This window comes from Pseudomonas sp. E1BtOHC1 (genome assembly GCF_058744285.1).
Genome location: NZ_CP196023.1, coordinates 2223154 through 2244605, shown reverse-complemented (window position 1 = coordinate 2244605; position 21452 = coordinate 2223154). Strand labels below are relative to the sequence as shown.

The 21452-nt window shown below is 61.1% G+C and carries 25 protein-coding genes; 17 read left to right on the top strand and 8 right to left on the bottom strand.

Going from position 1 to position 21452, the window contains the following annotated elements; genetic code table 11:
* Window positions 1–98: 98 nt before the first annotated feature.
* On the top strand, window positions 99–563 hold the full coding sequence (locus ACSSVC_RS10320) for a CopD family protein (RefSeq protein ID WP_346635855.1): 465 nt from the start codon (window positions 99–101) through the stop codon (window positions 561–563).
* Window positions 564–619: 56 nt separating this feature from the next.
* Here ACSSVC_RS10320 and ACSSVC_RS10315 read toward each other — a convergent pair whose 3' ends face one another.
* The 4 genes from ACSSVC_RS10315 to ACSSVC_RS10300 form a co-directional block, all read right to left on the bottom strand.
* Complete coding sequence (locus ACSSVC_RS10315) at window positions 620–1378, bottom strand: collagen-like protein (RefSeq protein ID WP_346635856.1); 759 nt, start codon at window positions 1376–1378, stop codon at window positions 620–622.
* The gene (locus ACSSVC_RS10310; RefSeq protein WP_346635857.1) at window positions 1371–1652 is read right to left on the bottom strand and encodes a DUF1145 domain-containing protein; all 282 of its coding nucleotides are present in this window, start codon (window positions 1650–1652) and stop codon (window positions 1371–1373) included. Before ACSSVC_RS10310 ends, ACSSVC_RS10315 begins: the two co-directional genes overlap by 8 nt.
* A 139-nt stretch (window positions 1653–1791) precedes the next feature.
* Window positions 1792–2520 (bottom strand): PA1041 family peptidoglycan-binding anchor lipoprotein, encoded by a 729-nt coding sequence (locus ACSSVC_RS10305; RefSeq protein ID WP_346635927.1) that lies wholly within the window; start codon window positions 2518–2520, stop codon window positions 1792–1794.
* Between the two features lie 89 nt (window positions 2521–2609).
* Window positions 2610–3299, bottom strand: coding sequence for a PA1041 family peptidoglycan-binding anchor lipoprotein (locus tag ACSSVC_RS10300; protein WP_346635858.1), 690 nt, complete (start codon window positions 3297–3299; stop codon window positions 2610–2612).
* Window positions 3300–3489: 190 nt separating this feature from the next.
* Here ACSSVC_RS10300 and ACSSVC_RS10295 point away from each other — a divergent pair, with 190 nt between their 5' ends.
* The 4 genes from ACSSVC_RS10295 to ACSSVC_RS10280 all read left to right on the top strand — a co-directional run bounded on the left by ACSSVC_RS10295 (window position 3490) and on the right by ACSSVC_RS10280 (window position 5230).
* On the top strand, window positions 3490–3987 hold the full coding sequence (locus ACSSVC_RS10295) for a DUF6231 family protein (protein ID WP_404938444.1): 498 nt from the start codon (window positions 3490–3492) through the stop codon (window positions 3985–3987).
* Between the two features lie 4 nt (window positions 3988–3991).
* Window positions 3992–4468, top strand: coding sequence for a YchJ family protein (locus ACSSVC_RS10290; RefSeq protein WP_346635860.1), 477 nt, complete (start codon window positions 3992–3994; stop codon window positions 4466–4468).
* 63 nt (window positions 4469–4531) lie between these two features.
* Entirely contained in the window at window positions 4532–5017 is a 486-nt protein-coding gene (locus tag ACSSVC_RS10285) for an LEA/WHy family protein (RefSeq protein ID WP_346635861.1), read from the top strand.
* 6 nt (window positions 5018–5023) lie between these two features.
* Window positions 5024–5230 carry an SEC-C metal-binding domain-containing protein gene (locus ACSSVC_RS10280; RefSeq protein ID WP_016965285.1) on the top strand — a complete coding sequence of 69 codons (207 nt, stop codon included), beginning with the start codon at window positions 5024–5026 and terminating at the stop codon, window positions 5228–5230.
* Between the two features lie 49 nt (window positions 5231–5279).
* On the opposite strand, the gene ACSSVC_RS10275 is transcribed toward ACSSVC_RS10280, so the two are convergent.
* The gene (locus ACSSVC_RS10275; protein ID WP_492612250.1) at window positions 5280–5828 is read right to left on the bottom strand and encodes a cysteine hydrolase family protein; all 549 of its coding nucleotides are present in this window, start codon (window positions 5826–5828) and stop codon (window positions 5280–5282) included.
* A 145-nt stretch (window positions 5829–5973) separates the two neighbouring features.
* Here ACSSVC_RS10275 and ACSSVC_RS10270 point away from each other — a divergent pair, with 145 nt between their 5' ends.
* The 7 genes from ACSSVC_RS10270 (at window position 5974) to ACSSVC_RS10240 (ending at window position 13827) form a co-directional block, all read left to right on the top strand.
* The gene (locus ACSSVC_RS10270) at window positions 5974–6615 is read left to right on the top strand and encodes a glutathione binding-like protein (protein WP_404938440.1); all 642 of its coding nucleotides are present in this window, start codon (window positions 5974–5976) and stop codon (window positions 6613–6615) included.
* A gap of 243 nt (window positions 6616–6858) precedes the next feature.
* Entirely contained in the window at window positions 6859–9300 is a 2442-nt protein-coding gene (locus ACSSVC_RS10265) for a penicillin acylase family protein (protein WP_492612249.1), read from the top strand.
* A 332-nt stretch (window positions 9301–9632) separates the two neighbouring features.
* Window positions 9633–10415 (top strand): transporter substrate-binding domain-containing protein, encoded by a 783-nt coding sequence (locus ACSSVC_RS10260; RefSeq protein ID WP_346635865.1) that lies wholly within the window; start codon window positions 9633–9635, stop codon window positions 10413–10415.
* A gap of 56 nt (window positions 10416–10471) precedes the next feature.
* Window positions 10472–11200, top strand: coding sequence for an ABC transporter permease (locus ACSSVC_RS10255; RefSeq protein ID WP_346635866.1), 729 nt, complete (start codon window positions 10472–10474; stop codon window positions 11198–11200).
* Window positions 11197–11907, top strand: coding sequence for an ABC transporter permease (locus ACSSVC_RS10250; RefSeq protein ID WP_346635867.1), 711 nt, complete (start codon window positions 11197–11199; stop codon window positions 11905–11907). Before ACSSVC_RS10255 ends, ACSSVC_RS10250 begins: the two co-directional genes overlap by 4 nt.
* A gap of 23 nt (window positions 11908–11930) precedes the next feature.
* On the top strand, window positions 11931–13049 hold the full coding sequence (locus ACSSVC_RS10245) for a succinylglutamate desuccinylase/aspartoacylase family protein (protein WP_492612248.1): 1119 nt from the start codon (window positions 11931–11933) through the stop codon (window positions 13047–13049).
* 13 nt (window positions 13050–13062) lie between these two features.
* A complete protein-coding gene (locus ACSSVC_RS10240) occupies window positions 13063–13827 on the top strand; it encodes an ABC transporter ATP-binding protein (protein WP_492612247.1) in 765 nt (254 codons plus the stop codon).
* Between the two features lie 69 nt (window positions 13828–13896).
* Here ACSSVC_RS10240 and ACSSVC_RS10235 read toward each other — a convergent pair whose 3' ends face one another.
* Window positions 13897–14109 carry a hypothetical protein gene (locus ACSSVC_RS10235; protein ID WP_102861446.1) on the bottom strand — a complete coding sequence of 71 codons (213 nt, stop codon included), beginning with the start codon at window positions 14107–14109 and terminating at the stop codon, window positions 13897–13899.
* A 105-nt stretch (window positions 14110–14214) separates the two neighbouring features.
* Window positions 14215–14781 (bottom strand): dCTP deaminase, encoded by a 567-nt coding sequence (gene dcd, locus ACSSVC_RS10230; RefSeq protein ID WP_016965530.1) that lies wholly within the window; start codon window positions 14779–14781, stop codon window positions 14215–14217.
* 352 nt (window positions 14782–15133) lie between these two features.
* Here dcd and ACSSVC_RS10225 point away from each other — a divergent pair, with 352 nt between their 5' ends.
* Window positions 15134–15343 carry a cold-shock protein gene (locus ACSSVC_RS10225; RefSeq protein WP_002554837.1) on the top strand — a complete coding sequence of 70 codons (210 nt, stop codon included), beginning with the start codon at window positions 15134–15136 and terminating at the stop codon, window positions 15341–15343.
* Window positions 15344–15461: 118 nt separating this feature from the next.
* Here ACSSVC_RS10225 and ACSSVC_RS10220 read toward each other — a convergent pair whose 3' ends face one another.
* Window positions 15462–16469, bottom strand: coding sequence for a DUF481 domain-containing protein (locus ACSSVC_RS10220; protein ID WP_404938432.1), 1008 nt, complete (start codon window positions 16467–16469; stop codon window positions 15462–15464).
* Window positions 16470–16628: 159 nt separating this feature from the next.
* Here ACSSVC_RS10220 and ACSSVC_RS10215 point away from each other — a divergent pair, with 159 nt between their 5' ends.
* From ACSSVC_RS10215 to ACSSVC_RS10200, 4 genes are all read left to right on the top strand, one after another.
* A complete protein-coding gene (locus tag ACSSVC_RS10215) occupies window positions 16629–16982 on the top strand; it encodes an MGMT family protein (RefSeq protein ID WP_346635871.1) in 354 nt (117 codons plus the stop codon).
* Window positions 16983–17024: 42 nt separating this feature from the next.
* Window positions 17025–18590: an AmpG family muropeptide MFS transporter gene (locus ACSSVC_RS10210; RefSeq protein ID WP_346635872.1), complete on the top strand. Its 1566-nt coding sequence runs from the start codon at window positions 17025–17027 to the stop codon at window positions 18588–18590.
* Between the two features lie 129 nt (window positions 18591–18719).
* On the top strand, window positions 18720–20435 hold the full coding sequence (locus ACSSVC_RS10205; protein WP_346635873.1) for a proline--tRNA ligase: 1716 nt from the start codon (window positions 18720–18722) through the stop codon (window positions 20433–20435).
* Window positions 20436–20452: 17 nt separating this feature from the next.
* Window positions 20453–21403, top strand: coding sequence for a hypothetical protein (locus ACSSVC_RS10200; RefSeq protein ID WP_123727721.1), 951 nt, complete (start codon window positions 20453–20455; stop codon window positions 21401–21403).
* Window positions 21404–21452: the final 49 nt, after the last annotated feature.

The following is a 21452-nucleotide window of genomic DNA, read 5'->3' as shown; positions in this document are numbered from 1 at the left end:
GTTTTTCGGGCGCACAAAACGCTGGATAAATTTTCAGTGGTTCGAATCGGCCGCTATCATACCCCGCTAATTCATGTCGCGCAGAACGGAGTACCCGAATGACCGCTTTCGCCCTTGCCTACACCCTGCATGTACTGGCCGCCCTGGTCTGGGTGGGCGGCATGTTTTTCGCCTGGATGGTCCTGCGCCCGGCAGCCGTGGCGGCCCTAGAGGGACCGGCGCGACTACAGCTCTGGGCGCAAGTGTTTCCGCGTTTTTTCGTCTGGGTCTGGGCAGCGGTGGTGCTGTTGCCGATCAGCGGTATCGGCCTGCTGCACCTGCGCTTCAGCGGTTTTGAAACCGCACCGCGTTATGTGCAAGTGATGATGGGGGTTTACCTGGTGATGACCGCCCTGTTCATCCGTATCCAATCCCTGCAACTGCCGGAGTTGCACAAGGCGGTAGCGGCCCAGGACTGGCCGATCGCTGCGGCGGCGTTGGGGAAGATCCGTCGCCTGGTGGGCATCAATCTGATCATTGGTCTGCTGCTGGTCGCCCTGGCTGCGGCACGGCCAACCTTCTGAAAGCAACCGCCCGCTACAGGAGCGGGCGGCTGGAAGCATCCATCTTTCGAGGCTGACTACAAACGCTGGACCGTCAGCGACCCCGCCTCGCCTGCGGGTCCTGGCTGCCCCTGAGCACCGGGACGCCCGCTTTTGCCGCCGTCGGTTCGGTAGACCAGGCAGCCCTTGGACTTGCCCCCGGCCCCCGGCTTGCCGCCGGCACCGGCCAGGCCGCCCGCGCCGCCATCGACCAGGACCTTGATTTGCTCGCTGGGGTAATCACGGGGCAACTCCACCCGGACCTGGGCGCCCGAAGCCCCCGGCCGGCCGTCACCGCCGTTGTCACCGTCGGCGCCGCGCCCGGCCTGCCCCCAGGTGCAACCCGGCTCCTGGCCATTGGCTCCGTCGAGGCCGACATAACCGGGAGCACCCGTGCCACCACGGGCGTCCACGGACAGTTGCTCGGCCTTCAAGGACTCGATTCGCAAGTTCAGATTGCGCCCCGGCTTGGCCACTTTCTCATAGGTGCCCGGCGCACCACGGGAACTGATCTGACTGCCGTTCTCCAACTGCGCATGCCGGATAATCAGTTGCAGGCTTTGCCCGGTAGGCACGATGGCAATCCGCGCGTCACGCCCCAGGCGCAGTTCGTCGACCTTGAGCTCGGTGACATTGGCCGGGATCAGCAGGGTGCCGTAATCCGCCACGTCCAGACGCTCCAGCTGCAGGGTGCTGGCGGTATTGGGCAGGCGCATGAAGGAGTTGGTTTCGACCTGGACCACCTGGGCCACGGCTAGAGGACTGCAGAACAGGGCCAGCAGGCAAAACTTACGCATGGTCGGTCTCGACAACAGGAGCAACAGCGGGAAGGGTTTGCAGGTGGAAGATCCCCACCAACAGGATTTGTAAACGATCACGCCAGGGATATGGACGATCCTTGAGGCTGCCGTTGAACAGCAACAGTTCCAGCAAATGGGTCAAAAGCAACAGGCTACCCGCCAGGTTGACCAGCAGGTGCAACGGATTGACCAATGGCTTGACCATATTGATCAGCACCACCAGCCAAAAGACCAAGGTCAGAAATTTTCCCATCCCCCATAAGACCTTCATACGCTCCCCTTGTGAATTATTCTTTGCGCGCACAGTAACGACTTACCCCGGGGATACGCCAGAGGGCGATGAAAATTCTTCCCGAAGCGTCTGTTTAGCGGCCCGATCGGCGAGGATCGCCGACCCGAGCCGCCTGGTTTCAACGTTGGATATGCAGTTCCACGCGGCGATTCTTTGCTCGCCCCTGCTCACTGTCGTTATCCGCTACCGGCTGACTTTCTCCCAGGCCCTGGCTGCTGATCTTGTCCGACGCCAAGCCCTGTCCAACAAGAAAGGCCACGACACTGCTGGCTCGACGTTCCGAAAGTTTCTGGTTGTAGGCATCGGAACCCTGGCTGTCGGTATGCCCGAGCACCTTGATGCTCACCACATCGGCATTGGCCAGCTTGGCCATCAGCCCCTGCAACTGGTTGCGGGCCTCGGCAGTCAACTCCGCGGAGTCGAAGGCGAACAGCACATTGCCCTGATCACTGAGGGTGATCACTTCCGCAGGGGCTGCAGCCTCGGGCTCCGGCGCCTTGACCACCGCCGGATACTGGGGCAGCGGGCACCCGCGATCGTCCACCGCGGTGTTGGACGGGGTGTCCGGGCAATGATCACGACGATCGAATACCCCATCGCCATCCTCATCACCATCCTGGGCGTAACAGATCAAGCCACCACCGATCAGCCCCAGGGCCGCACCTCCAGCCGCCCAGCTACCACTCTCGATCGCTCCCAAGCCACCGCCGGCCAGGCCACCGAGCAGGCTGCAGATGGGCCAGGTGCGTTGGTTGAGGGGGGCAGTACCATCACTGTGGGTTGCGCAACCTGTCAGCAGGCCGCCGAGCAACAGGACCGGGAACACGGTCCGAGGGAGAAGGTTCATCATGAATACTCCTGTGTCACCGGCAAGACCGGTCACACAGGAGTAAAGACTGCCATCGACGGCGACACAAGCCGCGCAGGCATAGGCTTTCAACGGTTGATCTGGATCTCCGTACGACGGTTCATCGCCCGGCCTTCGGCAGTCTTGTTGTCCGCCACCGGCTTGCTTTCACCGGCTCCGGTCACTGACACGAAACTGTTGCGAGGAATACCGTTGCTGATCAGGTAGTCCACGACCGAGTGGGCACGCTTGTCCGAGAGTTTCTGGTTGTAGGCATCGCTGCCGACGCTGTCGGTGTGGCCGGTCACGCGCAATTGTGCAGTCGGCGCTTCCTGTTTCAGGCGGCTCACTACGGTGTTGAGCTTGGTCTTGTCGGCGTCGGTCAACTTGGCTGAGTCGAAATGGAAGTACACATCGCGAATGACGATGGTTTCTTCCTTGACCACCACGACTTCTTCCACCACTGGTGGCGGCGGTGGGCAACCATTGGCATCGACCTGCACGCCTTTGGGGGTATGTGGACACTTGTCACGGCTGTCCGGCACGCCATCGCCGTCTTCATCGCCATCACCTTTTACCCAGCAGTAGGCACCTGCCAGACCACCGACCACCAATGCGCCACCGCCCGCCCACGAGGCGCTTTCGGTGGCGCCCAACGCCGCGCCCGTGACGCCGCCGACTGCGGCGCAGATTGGCCAGTCGGTTTTCTGCAAACCTGCACAACCAGTCAACACACTGGTTAACAGAACCAAGGGTACTGCCGTCCGAATGATGCTCATCTGATTTCTCCTGAGGGATCGGCTCGAGGCCGATTCACGGAGTAAAGACTGCGCATTTCAACTGCGCCAGCACCGGGCTATCACTGATTTCGCCCCGTAAATACGGGAGGTTCGCCGATTTAGTGGCGAACCGCTCTAGGCCCAAGGGTGCCGGCACGCTAGTCTTGGGCGTTCTGATCGAGGAGCTAAAATGAGCGCCGGAATTTCTACCCGTACTCCCCAGCAGGCTCTGGCGGCCTTACTGGACCGTTACGCCCCCCAACAATTGCTGCTGATCGGCGCCAGCGACTTCCCCGCCCTGGCCGCATTCAAGGAGGCTCACCCCGGTACCGAGGTGGCGCAGGCGGCCCCCGGCCCCTTGCCTGCGGAGCTGGCTGCTCGGCGTTTCGACCTGGCTCTGGCAGTGGACTGCCTGGAGCATCTGCCCAAGCGCGATGGTCTGAACCTGCTTGGGGGCATTCGCAACCTCAATGCCAGCCGGATTGCCGTGCTGGCCGACCTGTGTGCCTGCGGCTGGCAGGAGACCGACTTTTTCTCCCTGGCCCTGCAGGCCAGTGAACGCTTCCAGCGGGACGAACAGGTACTGACCCTGTTTACCTACGATCTGCTTGAATACAAACAAGTGCCCGACTGGCTCAACTCTCGCTTCTGGGCGAACCCGGAAAACTTTGGAAAGTATTGGTGGTAACACAATGAGCGCCTCGATTTGTCCTTGTGGCAGCGGCAACCTCCTGGATGCCTGCTGCGGCCACTACCATGCCGGCCATCCCGCCCCTTGCGCCGAAGCCCTGATGCGCTCGCGCTACAGCGCCTATGTACTGGGGCAGGTGGATTACCTGCTGGCCACCACACTGCCGATACAACAGGCAGGCCTGGATCGCCAATCCATCAGTGACTGGAGCGCACAAAGCACCTGGCTGGGGCTGGAGGTGGAAAGCTCGGAGGTCTTCGGCGGTCAGCCGGAACATGCCTTCGTCACCTTCACTGCTCGCTGGCATGACAGCCAGGGCGAACACAGCCATCGCGAACGCTCGTCCTTCGTGCAGAATCAGGGACGCTGGTACTTCATCGACCCCACGGTGCCCCTGAATGCCGGGCGCAATGACGCCTGCCCCTGTGGCAGCGGGCAAAAATTCAAGAAGTGCTGCGCCGGCTATTTCACACGCTGAGCCTTTGCAGGCCAGGCACCCCAAGCCCAGGACGGGTACAGGGGGTTCAAAGGGAGTCTTGCAATGATCGGTGAGCTGCGCGCATTACGGGCCGTCTGCCTGCTCGGACTGCTGAGCCTGTCGGGGTGCGTGTCCTGGTTCACCGATGAGAACCTGGACCCTGCGGTACACCTGGTCGAGGTCGAGGTGGTCAAGGCCAACCTGCTGGAGCAGCGCTTCACCCTGCACCTGCGGGTCGACAACCCCAATGACAGCGACCTGACGGTGCGCCGCCTGACCTACCGGGTCTACCTGGAGCGCTTTCTGCTCAGCGAGGGCGAGCACGAACACTGGTTCACCGTCTCGCCCCACAGCAGCCGCTTCTTCAAAGTCCCGGTGCGGACCAACCTGTGGCCGCAGATTCGCGATGTGGTGAAACTGTTGCGCAAGCCCGAACGGCCGATCCCCTATCGCCTCGAAGGCGAGCTGGAAATCGGATTATTCATCGGCCAGGACGTGCACCTGAAGCGCAATGGCGTGATAATTCCCGGTGATTTTATCCCGGAGTAACCTGCAATGACCCAGCAACCTCATGTCCATGGCCCTGACTGCAACCACGATCATGACCACCACGACCATGATCATGACCATGGCCATGTTCACGGTCCGCACTGCAACCACGCCCACCAGGAGCCGGTACGCAACGCGCTGAAAGACGTTGGCCGCAACGATCCTTGCCCATGCGGCAGCAGCAAGAAGTTCAAGAAGTGCCACGGCGCTTGATCTGATCGCGGGAGAGGCTTGTCCGCGCGACTTCGCCGTCCGACCTCTCCTAAAAAAGCTGCGCCAGGTTCAACACCGTGGCGTACTCGCCGTGCAGGTTGGCCAGCGACATGTCATGCACTTCCTCGGCAGAACGGGCGCGACCGGCGAAGTCGAGCTTGTCGAAGGTAAAGCAGGCGTCGGCCACTACCCATACCGCAAAGCCCAGGTTACCGGCGGTTCTCGCCGTCGACTCCACCGAGTTGTTGGTGGCAACACCGACTATCACCAACTGTCCGATCCCCTGTCGGCGCAGATCCGCCTCCAGCGAGGTGCCACAAAAAGCATCCGGCACCTGTTTCTGAATCAGCCCCTCCCCCGTTTGCGGGCGAAAGCGCGGCTGAAACTCCACACCGGACTGCCCGGGCCAGAACACCGAATCCATCGAGCGCGACAGATGCTGCACATGGATCACCGGCCAACCCCGGGTGCGCCAATGGGCCAGCAACTCGAGCATCCGCTCTTCTGCCTCAGGATTGTTTCGTGGACCGAGCCGGGGGTGCAGGATGCCTTGCTGTTGATCGATGAGTATCAGCGCCGTGTCGGCCGGAATGGGCATGGAGCATTCTCCGTTGGAGCATCATTGAATTTTGCCGACTTCAACATCACCTTCTGTTTCAGGCAAGCCACCCATTGCACACAGGACGACCTAATGCCGGAGTTTGCTGTCGTTTAACAAGGACCCATTCCTTTTGGAGCGCTGCATGATCGATCTGTACTACTGGACCACCCCCAACGGCCACAAGATCTCCCTGTTCCTGGAAGAAGCCGGCCTGCCCTACACCCTGTACCCGGTCAACATTGGCCTGGGCGAACAGTTCAAGCCGCAATTCCTGAAGATCGCTCCCAACAACCGCATTCCGGCCATCGTCGACCATGAACCGGCAGATGGCGGCGCACCGCTGTCGCTGTTCGAGTCCGGGGCGATCCTTTTGTACCTGGCGGAAAAAACCGGACAGTTCCTGCCCCAGGACCTGCGGGGGCGTCAGGAAGCCCTGCAATGGCTGTTCTGGCAAATGGGTGGGCTGGGGCCGATGGCCGGACAGAACCATCACTTCAGCCAGTCCGCCCCGGAAAAGATCCCCTACGCCATCAAACGCTATGTGGACGAAACGGCGCGGCTGTATGGCGTGCTGGACCGGCGCCTGGCAGACCGGGCGTTCGTCGCCGGCAGTGACTACAGCATTGCCGATATGGCGATCTATCCGTGGATCGCGTCGTACAAGAAACAGAGCCAGAAACTCGAGGACTTCCCTCATCTGCAGCGCTGGTTCAACAGCATCCAGGGGCGGCCGGCTACCGAGCGCGCCTACGCCCTGGTCGAGCAGGTCAATCCCGCCTCTTGAGCCTTGCACCGGCCAGCTCCTGTAGGTGCTGGCTTGCCAGCGAATGGCCTGCAAAGGCCAGGCCGGGCTCCAAGGCCTCTTCGCCGGCGAGCCGGCTCCTACGGGTTTGGCCAGCTACCGACGCGCCGGCGATAACTATTTGTGGCGCGCTCGAGAAATACCTCCTGCCCCCGCTTGCGCGGCACTCGCCTGCTCACTAACGTAGCGCCTTTATCGACGCTACCCCCCCGCAGGAGCTTTGCCATGGCCTCGCCAGCCCTCTCACATTTTCTTCCCCGGTTCGGCGTTGCCGCGGCAGTGGCCGGTGCTCTCAGCCTGGCCGGTTGCCAGTCCTGGAACACCCAAAACAGCCTGCCACCCACCTCGGGCGTACAGCCCCTCAAGGGCCTGGCGCAGAACGTTTCGGTCAGACGTAGCGCCGTCGGTGTACCGCTGATCGAAAGCAACAGCTTCCACGACGCGCTCTTCACCCTGGGCTATGTACACGCCAGTGATCGTATCGAGCAGATGGTCACCCTGCGCCTGCTGGCCCAGGGCCGCCTGGCGGAGATGTCCGGCGCCGAGGTGCTGGAAGTCGACCGCCTGATGCGTGCGGTGAACCTGAAGAAAAGCGCCGACGAGCTGTACAAGGCCTCGTCGCCACGGATCAAACGTTTCTTCGAGGTCTACGCACGGGGCGTCAACGCCTATCTGTTCCGCTACCGCGACAAGCTGCCGCCAGACCTCGCCGCTCGTGGCTACATTCCTGAATACTGGAAAGCCGAGGACTCGGCACTGATCTTCTGCCTGCTGAATTTCGGCCAGTCCGCCAATCTGCTGGAAGAGATCAACAGCCTGGTACTGGCGCAAAAGGTCGGCAGCGACAAACTGCCCTGGCTGACCCCGAGCTACCCCGATGAGCCGCTGCCCATGGCCGAGGCCGACAAGCTCAAGGGGCTGGCATTGCATGTGCCGGGTTTGAGCGAACTGAGCCTGGCTGCCAAGCAGATGTCGGCCCTCAATTCACTAGGCGTCACCGCCGGCAGCAACCTGGCTGTCGCCCCGCAGCGCACTCGCAGCGGTCGCAGCCTGCTGGCCAGCGACAGCCAGATCAGCGCCTGGTACTACGTACAGATCCGCGCGCCGAAGTATCAGGCAGCTGGGGCCTCGATCGCCGGTTTACCGACCATTGTGCAAGGATTCAACGGCAAGCTGGCCTGGAGCATGAGCTCGGCGATGGGCGACAACCAGGACCTGTTCCTGGAAAAACTCAAGCGCCAGGGCAATGCCCTGTACTACCAGAACAACGGAAAATGGCAGCCGGTCATCGTTCGCAACGAGACCTACTTCGTCAAAGGCCAGCGGCCGATTCGCGAAGCCGTGTACGAAACCCGCCACGGTCCATTGCTCAACAGCACCCTGGGGATCAACGCCAACAATGCCCTGGCCAGTGGCTACGGCCTGGCGCTGCAAATGCCGGAGCTCAAGGATGACAAGAGCCTGGATGCTTTCTTCGATCTGTCACGGGCACAGAATGTGGAGAAGGCCTCCGACGCCAGCCGCGAGATCCGCGCCATTGCCCTGAATATGGTCTATGCCGATGCCAGCAACATCGGCTGGCAGGTCACCGGGCGCTTCCCCAACCGCCGCGAGGGCGAAGGCCTGCTGCCCTCTCCCGGCTGGGACGGACGCTATGACTGGGATGGCTACGCCGACCCGATGCTCCACCCTTATGACCAGGACCCGGCGCAAGGCTGGATCGCCACCGCCAACCAGCGGGTGATCTCCCGCGGTTATGGCATGCAGCTCTCCAACTCCTGGGAGGCTCCGGAGCGGGCCGAGCGCATCGGCCAATGGCTGTCGGGCGGCAAGCAGGACAACCGCAGCCTGATTGCCCTGCAGTACGACCAGACCACCCTGTTCGCGGCCAAGTTGAAAAAGATGTTCGAGGCGCCGGGCATGGCCCAGCCGCTGAAAAACGCCATCGACACCCTGCCCGATGCAGACCGCGCCAAGGCCCGGGAAGCCTACAGCCGGCTGATGGCATTCGACGGCAAGCTCAGTGCCGGCTCCGCCGACGCCGCACTCTACGAACTGTTCCTCCAGGAAAGCGCCAAGCAGACCTTCCTCAAACAGCTCGGCCCAGAGCCCGGCGTCGCCTGGCAGGCCTTCGTTGCCAACGCGGGCCTGTCCTATTCGGCCCAGGCCGACCATCTTCTGAGCCGGGAAGACAGCCCGTTCTGGGGCGACTCGCGTAACGGGCAAAAAGAGGACAAGCCGGCCATTCTCGCCCGCAGCCTGGCGGCGGCCGTCAGTTCGGGCGAGCAACTGCTGGGCACGGACCGCAAGGCCTGGCAGTGGGGCAAGTTGCACAGCTACCACTGGACCCACAACAACGGCCAGACAATGCGCGGCCCGTTGCAGGCCGGTGGCGACCAGAACACCGTCAACAGCGCCGGCTATCGCTGGGGACAGGACTTTGCCATTACCACGACCCCGGCCCTGCGTTTCGTCGTCGACTTCGCGCTGAGCGAGCCGCTGATGGGCCTCAACAGCAGTGGCCAATCCAGCAACCCGGTGAGCCCGAACTACGCCAACGGCATCGACGGCTGGCTCAAGGCCCAGTACCTGAGTTTCCCGATGCAGCCGCAGAACTTCGAGCGCAGCTACGGCAAGACCCGCCTGACCCTGGTCCCGGGCAAGTAGCCTTCACGACCGAACCCGCCGGCGCATCCTGCGTCAGCGGGTTTGCCCCATAACGATCACTGTTCAATCCCTCCAGTTGCGATCAAGTCGGCAGACATCCGCTCTGCTCCGGCCTGCGGCCCACTTGCGGCCATCGCGCCCCCTCTTGGCGCCACACCACCAACACGCCCCCTTTCAGTGCACGACAGGCATTGTGCAAGCGCGATCAGCAGCTTTTAAAACACCTGTTCGGGACTCTGGTTCGGAAATTGCTACTTTCAATAAGTCTTATGCGTTCCAGTAACAGTACTCATGCGCCACAAGCGCTCATATTGGTTCTTAGGGATTGAATAATGAAAAAAGCATTGCTGACCCTTTCTGCACTGGCTCTCTGCATGGCCGCCGGCTCCGCGCTGGCCAAGGAATACAAGGAACTGCGCTTTGGCGTCGATCCGTCCTACGCCCCCTTCGAGTCCAAGGCCGCCGACGGCAGCCTGGTGGGCTTCGATATTGATCTGGGCAACGCCATCTGCGCCGAGCTGAAGGTCAAGTGCAAATGGGTCGAAAGTGACTTCGACGGCATGATTCCCGGCCTCAAGGCCAATAAATTCGACGGTGTGATCTCTTCCATGACCGTTACCCCGGCCCGTGAAAAAGTCATCGACTTCTCCAACGAGCTGTTCTCCGGCCCCACCTCGTTCGTATTCAAGAAAGGCTCGGGCCTGAGCGAAGACACCGCCTCGCTCAAGGGCAAGACCGTGGGCTATGAGCAAGGCACCATTCAGGAAGCCTATGCCAAGGCCGTGCTGGACAAGGCCGGGGTCAAGACCCAGGCCTATCAGAACCAGGATCAGGTCTATGCCGACCTGACTTCCGGGCGCCTGGACGCCTCGATCCAGGACATGCTCCAAGCCGAATTGGGCTTCCTCAAATCGCCGCAGGGCGCGGACTACGAAGTCAGCAAGCCGGTGGAAGACCCACTGCTGCCAGCGAAGACCGCAGTCGGTATCTCGAAAGGTAACAAAGAGCTGAAAGCGCTCCTGGATAAAGGTATCAAAGCGTTACACGATGATGGCACCTACGCCACCATCCAGAAAAAACACTTCGGTGACCTGAACCTCTACAGCGGTAAATAACCTGCCGGCGCCCATCCTCGATGGGCGCCTTTTTTATCGCCACGGGTCATTGATCAATGCTCGAAGAACTTCTAAAAAACCTGGGGCTTTCCGCCTTCAGCCTGAAGGGTTTCGGCCCTCTGCTGCTGGAAGGTACCTGGATGACCATCAAGTTGTCGGTGTTGTCGCTTCTGGTCAGCGTCTTGCTCGGCCTGCTCGGCGCCAGCGCCAAACTGTCCAGCCTCGCCCTGCTGCGGGTCCCGGCCCAGCTCTACACCACCCTGATCCGCGGAGTGCCGGACCTGGTACTGATGCTGCTGATTTTCTACAGCCTGCAAACCTGGCTGACCTCCTTCACCGATTTCATGGAGTGGGAATACATCGAGATCAACCCTTTCAGCGCCGGGGTGATCACCCTGGGTTTCATCTATGGCGCCTATTTCACCGAAACCTTTCGCGGGGCGATCCTCGCCGTGCCCCGGGGCCAGGTGGAAGCGGCCACCGCCTACGGCCTCAAGCGCGGCCAGCGCTTTCGCTTCGTGGTCTTCCCGCAGATGATGCGCTTCGCCCTGCCGGGTATCGGCAACAACTGGATGGTGATGCTCAAGGCCACGGCCCTGGTGTCGATCATCGGCCTGGCCGATCTGGTCAAGGCGGCCCAGGATGCCGGCAAGAGTACCTATCAGCTGTTCTACTTCCTGGTCCTGGCAGCATTGATCTACCTGTTGATCACCAGCGCCTCCAACTTCGTACTGCGCAAGCTTGAACGGCGCTACGCCGCTGGCGCCCGGGAGGCCGTGCGATGATCGAACTCCTGCAGGAATACTGGCGTCCCTTCCTTTACAGCGATGGGTACCACATGACCGGGCTGGCCATGACCATGTGGCTGCTCAGCGCCTCAATCTGCATCGGTTTCCTGGTGTCGATCCCACTGTCCATCGCCCGGGTCTCGCCCAAGCGCTACGTCCGCTGGCCGGTGCAGTTCTACACCTACCTGTTCCGGGGTACGCCGCTCTATATCCAGTTGCTGATCTGCTACACCGGGATCTACAGCATCGCCGCGATCCGCGCACAACCGCTGCTGGACTCGTTCTTCCGTGATGCGATGAACTGCACCATCCTCGCCTTCGCCCTGAATACCTGCGCCTACACCACGGAGATTTTCGCCGGGGCGATCCGCAGCATGGCCCACGGCGAAGTGGAGGCAGCCAAGGCCTATGGTTTGAGCGGCTGGAAGCTGTATGCCTACGTGATCATGCCCTCGGCCCTGCGCCGCTCGCTGCCCTACTACAGCAACGAAGTGATCCTGATGCTGCACTCCACCACGGTAGCCTTCACCGCGACCATTCCCGACATCCTGAAAATCGCCCGGGACGCCAACTCGGCGACCTTCCTGACTTTTCAGTCGTTCGGTATCGCCGCCATCATCTACCTGTGCGTGACCTTCACCCTGGTGGGCTTGTTCCGTCTTGCCGAACGCCGCTGGCTGGCCTTCCTCGGACCGACCCACTAGGACTTGCTGCCGGGAAATCATCAATGCGCCACGAGATCCACGACCTGCTCGCTCCGCTGCCGGGCACCGCGCGTCAGGTCCACAGTTTTCATTTCGGCCCCGCCCAGGCCCAAGGCAAGGTCTACATCCAGTCCGCCCTGCATGCCGATGAAATGCCCGGCATGCTGGTGGCCTGGCACCTCAAGCAGCGCCTGACGGAACTGGAGGCCGCCGGTCGCCTGTTGCATGAAATAGTCCTGGTGCCGGTGGCCAACCCGGTGGGCCTGGAACAGGTACTGATGGACGTGCCCCTGGGCCGCTACCAGCTGGAAAGCGGGCAGAACTTCAATCGCGGCTTCGTCGACCTCAGTGAAGAGGTCGGCAACGCCATCGAAGGGCTGCTCAATCACGATCCGCAGCACAACCTCGACCTGATCCGTCGACACCTGGCCGATGCCCTGGCCCGTCACTCACCACAGACGCAATTGCAGTCGCTGCAACTGACCCTGCAACGGCTGGCCTGCGATGCCGACATGGTGCTGGACCTGCATTGCGATTTCGAAGCTGTGGCGCACCTGTACACCACCCCCGAAGCCTGGCCGCAGGTAGAGCCCTTGGCCCGCTACCTCGGTGCCGAGGCCTGCCTCCTGGCCACCGATTCCGCGGCCTGGTCGTTCGACGAGTGCTTCAGCCTGCTGTGGTGGCAACTGCAACAGCGCTTCGGCGAACACTTCGCCATTCCCGCGGGCAGTTTTGCGGTCACCGTCGAGCTGCGTGGCCAGGGTGACGTCAACCACGGCCTGGCCAGCCTCGACTGCCAGGCCATGCTGGACTACCTGACCCGCTTCGGTGCCATCGCCGGCCAGATTCCACCGCTGCCGGAGCTGCCCTTCCCAGCCACGCCGCTGGCGGCGGTCGAACCGGTGACGACAGCGGTGGGCGGTCTGCTGGTGTTCGCTGCGCTACCGGGGGAATACCTGGAGGCCGGGCAGTTGGTGGCTGAAATCATCGATCCGATCAATGACCGGGTTACCCCTATCCATTGCAACAATGCCGGGCTCCTGTATGCCCGCTCGCTGCGGCGCATGGCCACCGCCGGCATGGTGATCGCCCATGTCGCCGGCCGCGAGGCCTATCGCAGCGGCTATCTACTTTCGCCTTGAGGATGCAAGCCCCATGTACAAACTGACCGTTGAAGGCCTGCATAAATGCTATGGCGACAATGAAGTGCTCAAAGGTGTGTCTCTCAAGGCCAAGACCGGTGACGTGATCAGCCTGATCGGCGCCAGCGGTTCGGGCAAAAGCACCTTCCTGCGGTGCATCAACTTTCTCGAAACCCCGGACAACGGCGCCATGAGCCTGGATGGCCAGCCGATCCGCATGGTCAGCGATCGCCACGGCATGCACGTGGCCGATCCTGCCGAGCTGCAGCGGATTCGTACGCGCCTGGCGATGGTGTTCCAGCATTTCAACCTGTGGAGCCACATGACTGTGCTGGAAAACATCACCATGGCCCCGCGCCGAGTGCTGGGGGTCAGTACCAAGGACGCCGAGGAGCGCGCTCGGCGCTATCTGGACAAGGTCGGCCTGCCGGCCCGGGTCGCCGGTCAGTACCCGGCGTTCCTCTCCGGCGGTCAGCAGCAGCGGGTGGCCATCGCCCGGGCATTGGCCATGGAGCCGGAAGTCATGTTGTTCGACGAACCCACTTCAGCCCTGGACCCGGAGCTGGTGGGCGAGGTGCTCAAGGTGATTCAGGGCCTGGCCGAGGAAGGCCGGACCATGATCATGGTCACCCACGAGATGAGCTTCGCCCGCAAGGTATCGAGCCAAGTGCTGTTTCTGCACAAGGGCCTGGTGGAGGAGGAAGGTGCTCCTGAGGAGGTGCTGGGCAACCCGAAAAGCGAGCGCCTGCAGCAGTTTCTCAGTGGCAATCTGAAGTAGCGCCCGCGTGGTACGCCACCGTCCGCGCAGGATTGCCGCGGACGGGGCGACTGTCGGCATCCAGTGAGATCACGCCACAGGCGCGGGCGGCGGCTCGTCCGGCAAAGTGGGCTCGCCAGGTTCGGTGGGTTCAGGGGGTTGCGGAGAGTCCGGGTCGGGCTGACCGGGAATGCCGCCTGCCATGTTGACAGGCGGATGTGCCAGCAGGGTCCAAGCCAATACCCCAACCTGATTGGGTTCCAGCCTGGCCAAGGTGGCGCTGATTCGCGGATCTATCTTCATGGGGCACTCCTGAGCAATGCCCGGTACGCCTTGCGCATACCGGAAGTACACCCAATAGAGTGTGGGTGCGCTCAGGAATTCCCGCTATTTGTCAGACGGACGTACTCAGGTACGCGGCAGAGTCACACCACGCTGGCCCTGGTATTTGCCGCCACGGTCCTTGTAGGACACTTCGCACTCTTCATCCGACTCCAGGAACAGCATCTGCGCCACGCCTTCATTGGCGTAGATCTTGGCCGGCAAGGTGGTGGTGTTGGAAAATTCCAGAGTCACGTGACCTTCCCACTCGGGTTCCAGCGGAGTCACGTTAACGATGATGCCGCAACGGGCATAGGTGCTTTTGCCCAGGCAGATGGTCAGCACGTTGCGCGGAATGCGGAAGTACTCGACGGTGCGGGCCAGGGCGAAGGAGTTTGGCGGAATGATGCAGACGTCGCTCTTGATGTCGACAAAGCTCTTTTCATCGAAGTTCTTGGGGTCGACAGTGGCCGAATTGATGTTGGTGAACACCTTGAATTCATCGGCGCAACGCACGTCGTAGCCGTAACTCGACACCCCGAAGGAGATCAGCCGATCCGGGCCTTCGCCACGCATCTGGCGCTCTACGAAGGGCTCGATCATGCCGTGCTCTTGCGCCATGCGGCGAATCCACTTGTCCGATTTGATGCTCATGGCGGGTGTCCTGAAATAACGAGGTGAAAAAAATCTGTCCGGCATCTTACCGGGGCGCGGGGTCGGGTTCAAAGTCTGGGGCGTTTTTCTCGCCTCACCCCGCATTTTTCAAGGGCTCGGCGACGAGCGACCCGCCGTCAGTCACGAAAACCGAGAAACCTTCGCACTGACCATTGGCACGTTCAGGAAAAAGGGTTAAGGTGGCGCCACTGTGTTGCTTGTGTCACTGAGAATCTCTACACGATGTTGAATTTCGATCCAACCATCTCCAAGAATTTTTCCTGCTCTTTGCACTCAGTCTCGGCCAGGGCTTTTCCTGAGTCGCAGTTAACTTTGTCCAAGGAGATACACCATGTCTAATCGCCAAACCGGTACCGTTAAGTGGTTCAACGATGAAAAAGGCTTCGGCTTCATCACTCCACAATCCGGTGACGACCTGTTCGTACACTTCAAAGCTATCCAATCCGACGGCTTCAAAAGCCTGAAAGAAGGCCAACAGGTTTCTTTCATCGCTACCCGCGGTCAGAAAGGCATGCAAGCTGAAGAAGTTCAAGTTATCTAACTTGTACTGATCCAGTAAAAAGCCCCGCCCTCAACAGCGGGGCTTTTTTGTGCTCGCAGATTTTTTTGCTACCAGCAGCCAAGGCGCATCCTGACGAATGCACCTGGCCGACACCAAGTTACCAAGTCACGCCGAAGCCCACGGTATAGCGGGTCTTGTCCAGGTCGCTGTCCTCGGTACCGCGGATCAGATCCTTTTCCGCCTTGAGGTTTAGCGATGCCCAGTCCGTAACCTTGTAGCGCAGCCCCATCTCCGCATCCAGCGCGTAGTCGGCGACCCCGGAAAGCGGCCTGCCCACTTCACCATTGGTGAAGAACTCCACCCGCTTGCCGATCAGGTAGCGGTTGTAATCCCACTTCATCGCGAGTGAATAGAAGCTGTCCTTGCCGCCATCGGCGTACTCGTAATCCGTGCGGTTGAGCAGCGAGCCCAAGGAAAATGCCCCCAGCTCATCGTCCCAGAACTGGTAACCGGGACCCGTACCCACCACCCGTTGCCGTGCCAGATCCTCGACCTTGTCGCGCTTATAGGTCAGGCGTCCTTCCCAGAACCACTTCTCAGTGATGAAGCGGTCCAGAGCGTACTCGGCACTCCAGTTGTCGGTGGTCACCACATGATTCTGGAACTCGCGGTTGTACTCGCCCTGGGCGTTGTGGCGCCAAGCGCCATGGCGCGCCGAGGTCTTGAAGTCAATGTCATAGTCATCGGTGTCTTTCTCTGCACGCTTGTAGTCCATGGCCACGTCGACATTACCCTTCCACACCATGTCCTCTACCAGCGGCTTGGGCTTCATGATCTGCTGAATGCTGGCCAGCTCCACGGTCTTGGGCGCCTCGCCGTTGGCCAGGACGACCTTGCCCTCCTCCGCCGCCTGCAACGACTTGGCCTTTTCCCCGATGTAAGCATCTTGCTTGACCAGCAACTCCTGATCGCTTTCCAGGGTCTTGACCTGCTTCCAGTCGATGGAAATAGCACCACCGTAATCGGTCTGGATCAACAGCTTACCGCCGTCGAAAACCTTGATCTTGCCGCTCAACCGGTCACCATTCTTCAACCAGACGGTATCGGCCAGGGTAGGCATGGAGGCGCTGAGCACCGCGAAACACAGCAACGTTCTAGGCAACATAAGCAATACAGGACTCGATCTTGCGAAAAAAAACGGCATTATTCCTGCTGAACAAGCCTTAGTCAGGAGTGACCCGAGTATCGAGAGTGAGTTCAATACTCATCCGGATTTCACCCTCACAACCGACCAGCGCCCCTTCCTCTATCTGGAACCGCGAAAGTGACCGAACACGGCGAAGACTCGCAAAACCCCGCGCAAATCCGACGCACGGCGCTGTACCTGACCCTGGCCCAAGTCCCCGAAGGCAAGGTCGTCAGCTATGGCCAACTGGCGGAAATGGCCGGTCTGGGCCGGGCCGCACGCTGGGTTGGACGCACCCTCAGTCAGTTACCCGCCGATACCAGCCTGCCCTGGCACCGGGTACTCGGCGCCGGGGGCCGCATCAGCCTGCCCGTCGGCAGCCCATCAGGCGACGAGCAACGCGCCAGACTGCGCGACGAAGGTGTCTCTATCCTGAACAATCGCGTGGATATTCAGTGCCATGGCTGGCGCCCGGTAGAGCACAGCGGTTAGAGTGCGCGCTTTGTTTCCGTAATCTGAGGCAGACTTCAGCCCATGCCCCGTAAAACCTGGCGAGCCGCACTTGCCGCCTATGCCAGCCCCTCGACGCTCGTGCTGTTGCTGCTTGGTTTCGCTGCCGGCATGCCTTACATGCTGGTGTTCTCGACTCTTTCGGTGTGGTTGCGCGAGGCCGGTGTGGCCCGTGAAACCATCGGTTACGCCAGCCTGATCGGTTTGGCCTATGCCTTTAAATGGGTGTGGTCGCCGCTGCTCGACCAATGGCGCCTGCCTCTATTGGGCAAGCTCGGCCGACGTCGCTCCTGGCTGGTACTGGCCCAGGTCCTGGTGATTCTCGGCCTGATCGGCATGGGCTTTTGCGACCCGCAAAAACACCTGTCCTGGCTGATTGCCATTGCGGTGGTCGTTGCCTTTGCTTCGGCGACCCAGGACATCGCCATCGACGCCTACCGCCTGGAAATCGCCGACGACAGTCGACAGGCCGCCCTGGCCGCCAGCTATATGTCCGGCTACCGGGTCGCGGTACTGCTGGCCACCGCCGGCGCCCTGTTTTTCGCCGAAGGCTTTGGCTCAACCGGCTTCAGCTACAAGCACTCAGCCTGGACCGGTACCTATGTGCTGTTCGGCGTACTGATGATTCCAGCACTGATCACTACCCTGCTGATGCGTGAACCTGCGGTGCCATTGCGCACCCAACTGTCGGCAGGGCGCTACAGCTTCGCCCACCAGTTGATCTCGGTATTCGTCCTGATCGTGCTCCTGGTTTCGGTGCCAGCCACCTTTACCCAGCTCTACAACACCGACTTCGCCAGTGTGATCTTCGACGGCGTGAGCCTGCTGGACCTGCTGCTGGAAGACCGGGCCTTCCTGCGGGCGATCCTCTACATCACGCTCAGCACCCTGTGCCTGTCAGCCATGGGCCGTCGGGGCCTGGCGCCGGTGCTGACCCCGGTAAACGACTTCATCCTGCGCTACCGCTGGCAAGCCTTTCTGTTGCTCGGTCTGATCGCCACCTATCGCATGTCGGATACCGTCATGGGCGTGATGGCCAATGTGTTCTATATCGACCAGGGTTTCACCAAGGACCAGATTGCCGGAGTCAGCAAGATCTTCGGCCTGATCATGACCCTGCTCGGTGCCGGCATGGGCGGCCTGCTGATCGTGCGCTTCGGCATCCTGCCGATCCTGTTCATCGGTGGTGCCGCGTCCGCCGGCACCAACCTGCTGTTCCTCATGCTCGCCGACATGGGCCCGAACCTGAAAATGCTGATTGTCACCATTTCCCTGGACAACTTCAGTTCAGGAATGGCCACTTCAGCCTTCGTCGCGTACCTGTCGAGCCTGACCAACCTCAAGTTCTCCGCCACTCAATACGCCCTGCTCAGCTCCATCATGCTGCTGCTTCCACGCCTGATCGGCGGCTATTCCGGGGTCATGGTGGAAAAATTCGGCTATCACGACTTCTTCCTCATCACTTCGATACTCGGGGTGCCGACGCTGATTCTGATCGCCATTCACTGGTTCCAGGAGAGCCGTCGCGCCGGACCGAAAGACCCGTCGGAGCAGCCCGCCAAGGGCGCTGTCGCGGGCGAAGAATCCTAGAAAATCCCGGGAGTTGCAGGCTTTTCTCCGCGGCTCCCGCCCCCTCAAAGCGCAATCCTGTACGCCAGCGGAACTCGCCCGTACAATGCTCCGTCACTTCCAGTCTTCAGCAACCGACAACGGCCTACCATGCGCACCAGTCAATATTTGCTCGCCACACAGAAAGAAACGCCTTCCGACGCGGTCGTGATCAGCCATCAGCTGATGCTGCGCGCCGGCATGATCCGTAAACTGGCTTCCGGCCTGTACACCTGGCTGCCGATGGGCTTGCGGGTAATGCGCAAGGTTGAAGCCATCGTTCGCGAAGAAATGAACGCCGCGGGCGCGCTTGAAGTGTTGATGCCGAGCACTCAACCGGCTGAGCTGTGGCAGGAATCCGGTCGCTGGGAAGAATACGGCCCTGAGCTGCTGCGCTTCAAAGACCGTCACGGTCGCGATTTCTGCGCCGGCCCGACCCACGAAGAAGTGATCACCGACCTGGCCCGCAACGAGCTGAGCAGCTACAAGCAACTGCCGCTCAACCTGTACCAGATCCAGACCAAATTCCGTGATGAGATCCGCCCACGCTTCGGTCTGATGCGCGGTCGCGAGTTCATCATGAAGGACGCCTACTCCTTCCACGCCGACCAGGCATCGCTGCAGGTCACCTACGACCGCATGCACCAGGCCTACTGCAACGTGTTCAGCCGCCTGGGCCTGAACTTCCGCCCGGTGGAAGCCGATAACGGCTCGATTGGCGGTGCCGGCTCCCACGAGTTCCATGTGCTGGCCGAGTCCGGCGAAGACGATATCGTCTTCAGCAACGGTTCCGACTACGCGGCGAACATCGAGAAAGCCGAAGCCGTGCCACGGGAAACCTCCCGTCCGGCGCCGACTGAAGATCTGCGCCTGGTGGACACCCCAGAAACCAAGACCATCTCGGCCCTGGTGGAAAAATTCAATCTGCCGATTGAAAAGACCATCAAGACCCTGATCGTGCGCGCCGAGGAAGAAGGCAAGCTGATCGCCCTGGTGATCCGTGGCGACCACGAGCTCAATGAAATCAAAGCCGCCCAGCAACCTGGCGTAGCCAGCCCGCTGGTCATGGCCACGGACTCCGAACTGCGCGACGCCATTGGTGCCGGCGCTGGTTCCCTGGGTCCGCTGAACCTGCCATTGCCGATCATCATCGACCGTTCGGTGGAGCTGATGAGCGACTTCGGTATCGGTGCCAACATCGACGACAAGCACTACTTCGGCGTCAACTGGGAACGTGACCTGCCCGTACCAACTGTTGCCGACCTGCGCAACGTGGTGGCCGGCGACCCGAGCCCGGACGGCAAAGGCACCCTGGAAATCAAGCGCGGCATCGAAGTCGGGCACATCTTCCAGCTGGGCAACAAGTACAGCAAGGCGATGAAGTGCGAAGTGCTGGGCGAGAACGGTAAGCCGGTCACCCTGGAAATGGGCTGCTACGGCATTGGCGTGTCCCGCGTGGTGGCCGCTGCCATCGAGCAGAACAACGATGAAAACGGCATCATCTGGAGCGACACCCTGGCGCCGTTCCAGATCGCCCTGGTGCCACTGCGCTACGAAACCGAGCAGGTTCGCGAAGCCACCGACAAACTCTACGCAGAACTGACTGCCGCCGGTTTCGAAGTGCTGCTGGACGATCGCGACAAAAAGACCAGCCCGGGCATCAAGTTCGCGGACATGGAGCTGATCGGCATTCCTCACCGGATCGTGGTCAGCGACCGCGGCCTCGCCGAAGGCAACCTGGAATACAAGAGCCGTACCGAAGCCCAGGCGCAAGCGCTGCCAGTGGCTGATGTCCTGTCCTTCCTCCAAGCCCGTATCCGTCGCTGAAACCAGATAGAGAAGTCATGTTCAAGCGAAACACCTTAAGCCTCGGTGGCGCCGCCTTGTGCGGCGCCCTGCTGGTCAGCGGCTGTGCCAACCAGATGTCACAACGCAGCGAGCACGAGGAGCGGGTCGAGCGCAAATTGCTCGACCATAGCCTGCAGATCGATGTCGGTGAGCCTAAGGTGCTTGAGCTGCCGCAACGCCGGGTACGCATCCACGAGCAGAAGACCTTCGAAGTGACTGAGTTCGAGGTCACTCGCCGCTACGATCGCTATACGCCCTACCAACCCTGGCGGGAAATCTACGAGATCCCGCTGGGCGCGGTGGCCCTGGTGGCCGGCGTCGGCGCCAATGTGGTCAACGTGTTTGCTCTGGGCAACCTGCCGGACAGCGTCACCAAGGACTGGGTCAGCTATGGCGTGTCCGGGCTCAACCCGTTCATGAACATGCCGTCCCACGGTCGCGCCCAGCAGAACCTGGCGGCCATCGATGAAGTCCAGCGTGACAAGCGCCTGGAGTATTCGAGCCTGCCCTGGAGCGAGCGTCCAGTGCAGGTCAAAGCCGGCAAGCAAACCTACGATTTGAGTACCGATCGCAATGGTGTGCTGCGGTTGAACCTGCTGGACAACCCGTTCTCCGAACAGGACCTGAACCACATCGGCAAGTTGCAGATCAGCGTCGAGGATGCTCAGGACGAAGTGCATTCCGACTCATCCCTGAGTCTCAGCAGCAGCCTTCGCGGCAAGCTACTGGAAGCCCACGCACTGATTTACGACGACCTGGAAGATGACGAAGTGAGCCAGTGGGTGCACCGGGTCAAGCGCCTGTCGGAGCTGGGGCTGGAAGAAGAAGCCAGCGAGCTGGAGCAGAGCCTGATCGAGCTGACCCGCAACGATCCGGAACTGCAGAGCGAGTTTCTCAAGTCCCTGACCAAGAACGCCGGCCGTCTGGTCGCCGATCCCGGTCACTGATTCACTAGGAGCCGGCTTGCCGGCGAATACCACGCCGCGGATCAATCGC

Excerpts from the sequence above, each read along its gene's own strand:
- ACSSVC_RS10320 (WP_346635855.1), top strand. The coding sequence starts at position 99 with ATGACCGCTTTCGCCCTTGCCTACACCCTGCATGTACTGGCCGCCCTG.
- ACSSVC_RS10315 (WP_346635856.1), bottom strand. The coding sequence starts at position 1,378 with ATGCGTAAGTTTTGCCTGCTGGCCCTGTTCTGCAGTCCTCTAGCCGTG.
- ACSSVC_RS10310 (WP_346635857.1), bottom strand. The coding sequence starts at position 1,652 with ATGAAGGTCTTATGGGGGATGGGAAAATTTCTGACCTTGGTCTTTTGG.
- ACSSVC_RS10305 (WP_346635927.1), bottom strand. The coding sequence starts at position 2,520 with ATGAACCTTCTCCCTCGGACCGTGTTCCCGGTCCTGTTGCTCGGCGGC.
- ACSSVC_RS10300 (WP_346635858.1), bottom strand. The coding sequence starts at position 3,299 with ATGAGCATCATTCGGACGGCAGTACCCTTGGTTCTGTTAACCAGTGTG.
- ACSSVC_RS10295 (WP_404938444.1), top strand. The coding sequence starts at position 3,490 with ATGAGCGCCGGAATTTCTACCCGTACTCCCCAGCAGGCTCTGGCGGCC.
- ACSSVC_RS10290 (WP_346635860.1), top strand. The coding sequence starts at position 3,992 with ATGAGCGCCTCGATTTGTCCTTGTGGCAGCGGCAACCTCCTGGATGCC.
- ACSSVC_RS10285 (WP_346635861.1), top strand. The coding sequence starts at position 4,532 with ATGATCGGTGAGCTGCGCGCATTACGGGCCGTCTGCCTGCTCGGACTG.
- ACSSVC_RS10280 (WP_016965285.1), top strand. The coding sequence starts at position 5,024 with ATGACCCAGCAACCTCATGTCCATGGCCCTGACTGCAACCACGATCAT.
- ACSSVC_RS10275 (WP_492612250.1), bottom strand. The coding sequence starts at position 5,828 with ATGCCCATTCCGGCCGACACGGCGCTGATACTCATCGATCAACAGCAA.
- ACSSVC_RS10270 (WP_404938440.1), top strand. The coding sequence starts at position 5,974 with ATGATCGATCTGTACTACTGGACCACCCCCAACGGCCACAAGATCTCC.
- ACSSVC_RS10265 (WP_492612249.1), top strand. The coding sequence starts at position 6,859 with ATGGCCTCGCCAGCCCTCTCACATTTTCTTCCCCGGTTCGGCGTTGCC.
- ACSSVC_RS10260 (WP_346635865.1), top strand. The coding sequence starts at position 9,633 with ATGAAAAAAGCATTGCTGACCCTTTCTGCACTGGCTCTCTGCATGGCC.
- ACSSVC_RS10255 (WP_346635866.1), top strand. The coding sequence starts at position 10,472 with ATGCTCGAAGAACTTCTAAAAAACCTGGGGCTTTCCGCCTTCAGCCTG.
- ACSSVC_RS10250 (WP_346635867.1), top strand. The coding sequence starts at position 11,197 with ATGATCGAACTCCTGCAGGAATACTGGCGTCCCTTCCTTTACAGCGAT.
- ACSSVC_RS10245 (WP_492612248.1), top strand. The coding sequence starts at position 11,931 with ATGCGCCACGAGATCCACGACCTGCTCGCTCCGCTGCCGGGCACCGCG.
- ACSSVC_RS10240 (WP_492612247.1), top strand. The coding sequence starts at position 13,063 with ATGTACAAACTGACCGTTGAAGGCCTGCATAAATGCTATGGCGACAAT.
- ACSSVC_RS10235 (WP_102861446.1), bottom strand. The coding sequence starts at position 14,109 with ATGAAGATAGATCCGCGAATCAGCGCCACCTTGGCCAGGCTGGAACCC.
- dcd (WP_016965530.1), bottom strand. The coding sequence starts at position 14,781 with ATGAGCATCAAATCGGACAAGTGGATTCGCCGCATGGCGCAAGAGCAC.
- ACSSVC_RS10225 (WP_002554837.1), top strand. The coding sequence starts at position 15,134 with ATGTCTAATCGCCAAACCGGTACCGTTAAGTGGTTCAACGATGAAAAA.
- ACSSVC_RS10220 (WP_404938432.1), bottom strand. The coding sequence starts at position 16,469 with ATGTTGCCTAGAACGTTGCTGTGTTTCGCGGTGCTCAGCGCCTCCATG.
- ACSSVC_RS10210 (WP_346635872.1), top strand. The coding sequence starts at position 17,025 with ATGCCCCGTAAAACCTGGCGAGCCGCACTTGCCGCCTATGCCAGCCCC.
- ACSSVC_RS10205 (WP_346635873.1), top strand. The coding sequence starts at position 18,720 with ATGCGCACCAGTCAATATTTGCTCGCCACACAGAAAGAAACGCCTTCC.
- ACSSVC_RS10200 (WP_123727721.1), top strand. The coding sequence starts at position 20,453 with ATGTTCAAGCGAAACACCTTAAGCCTCGGTGGCGCCGCCTTGTGCGGC.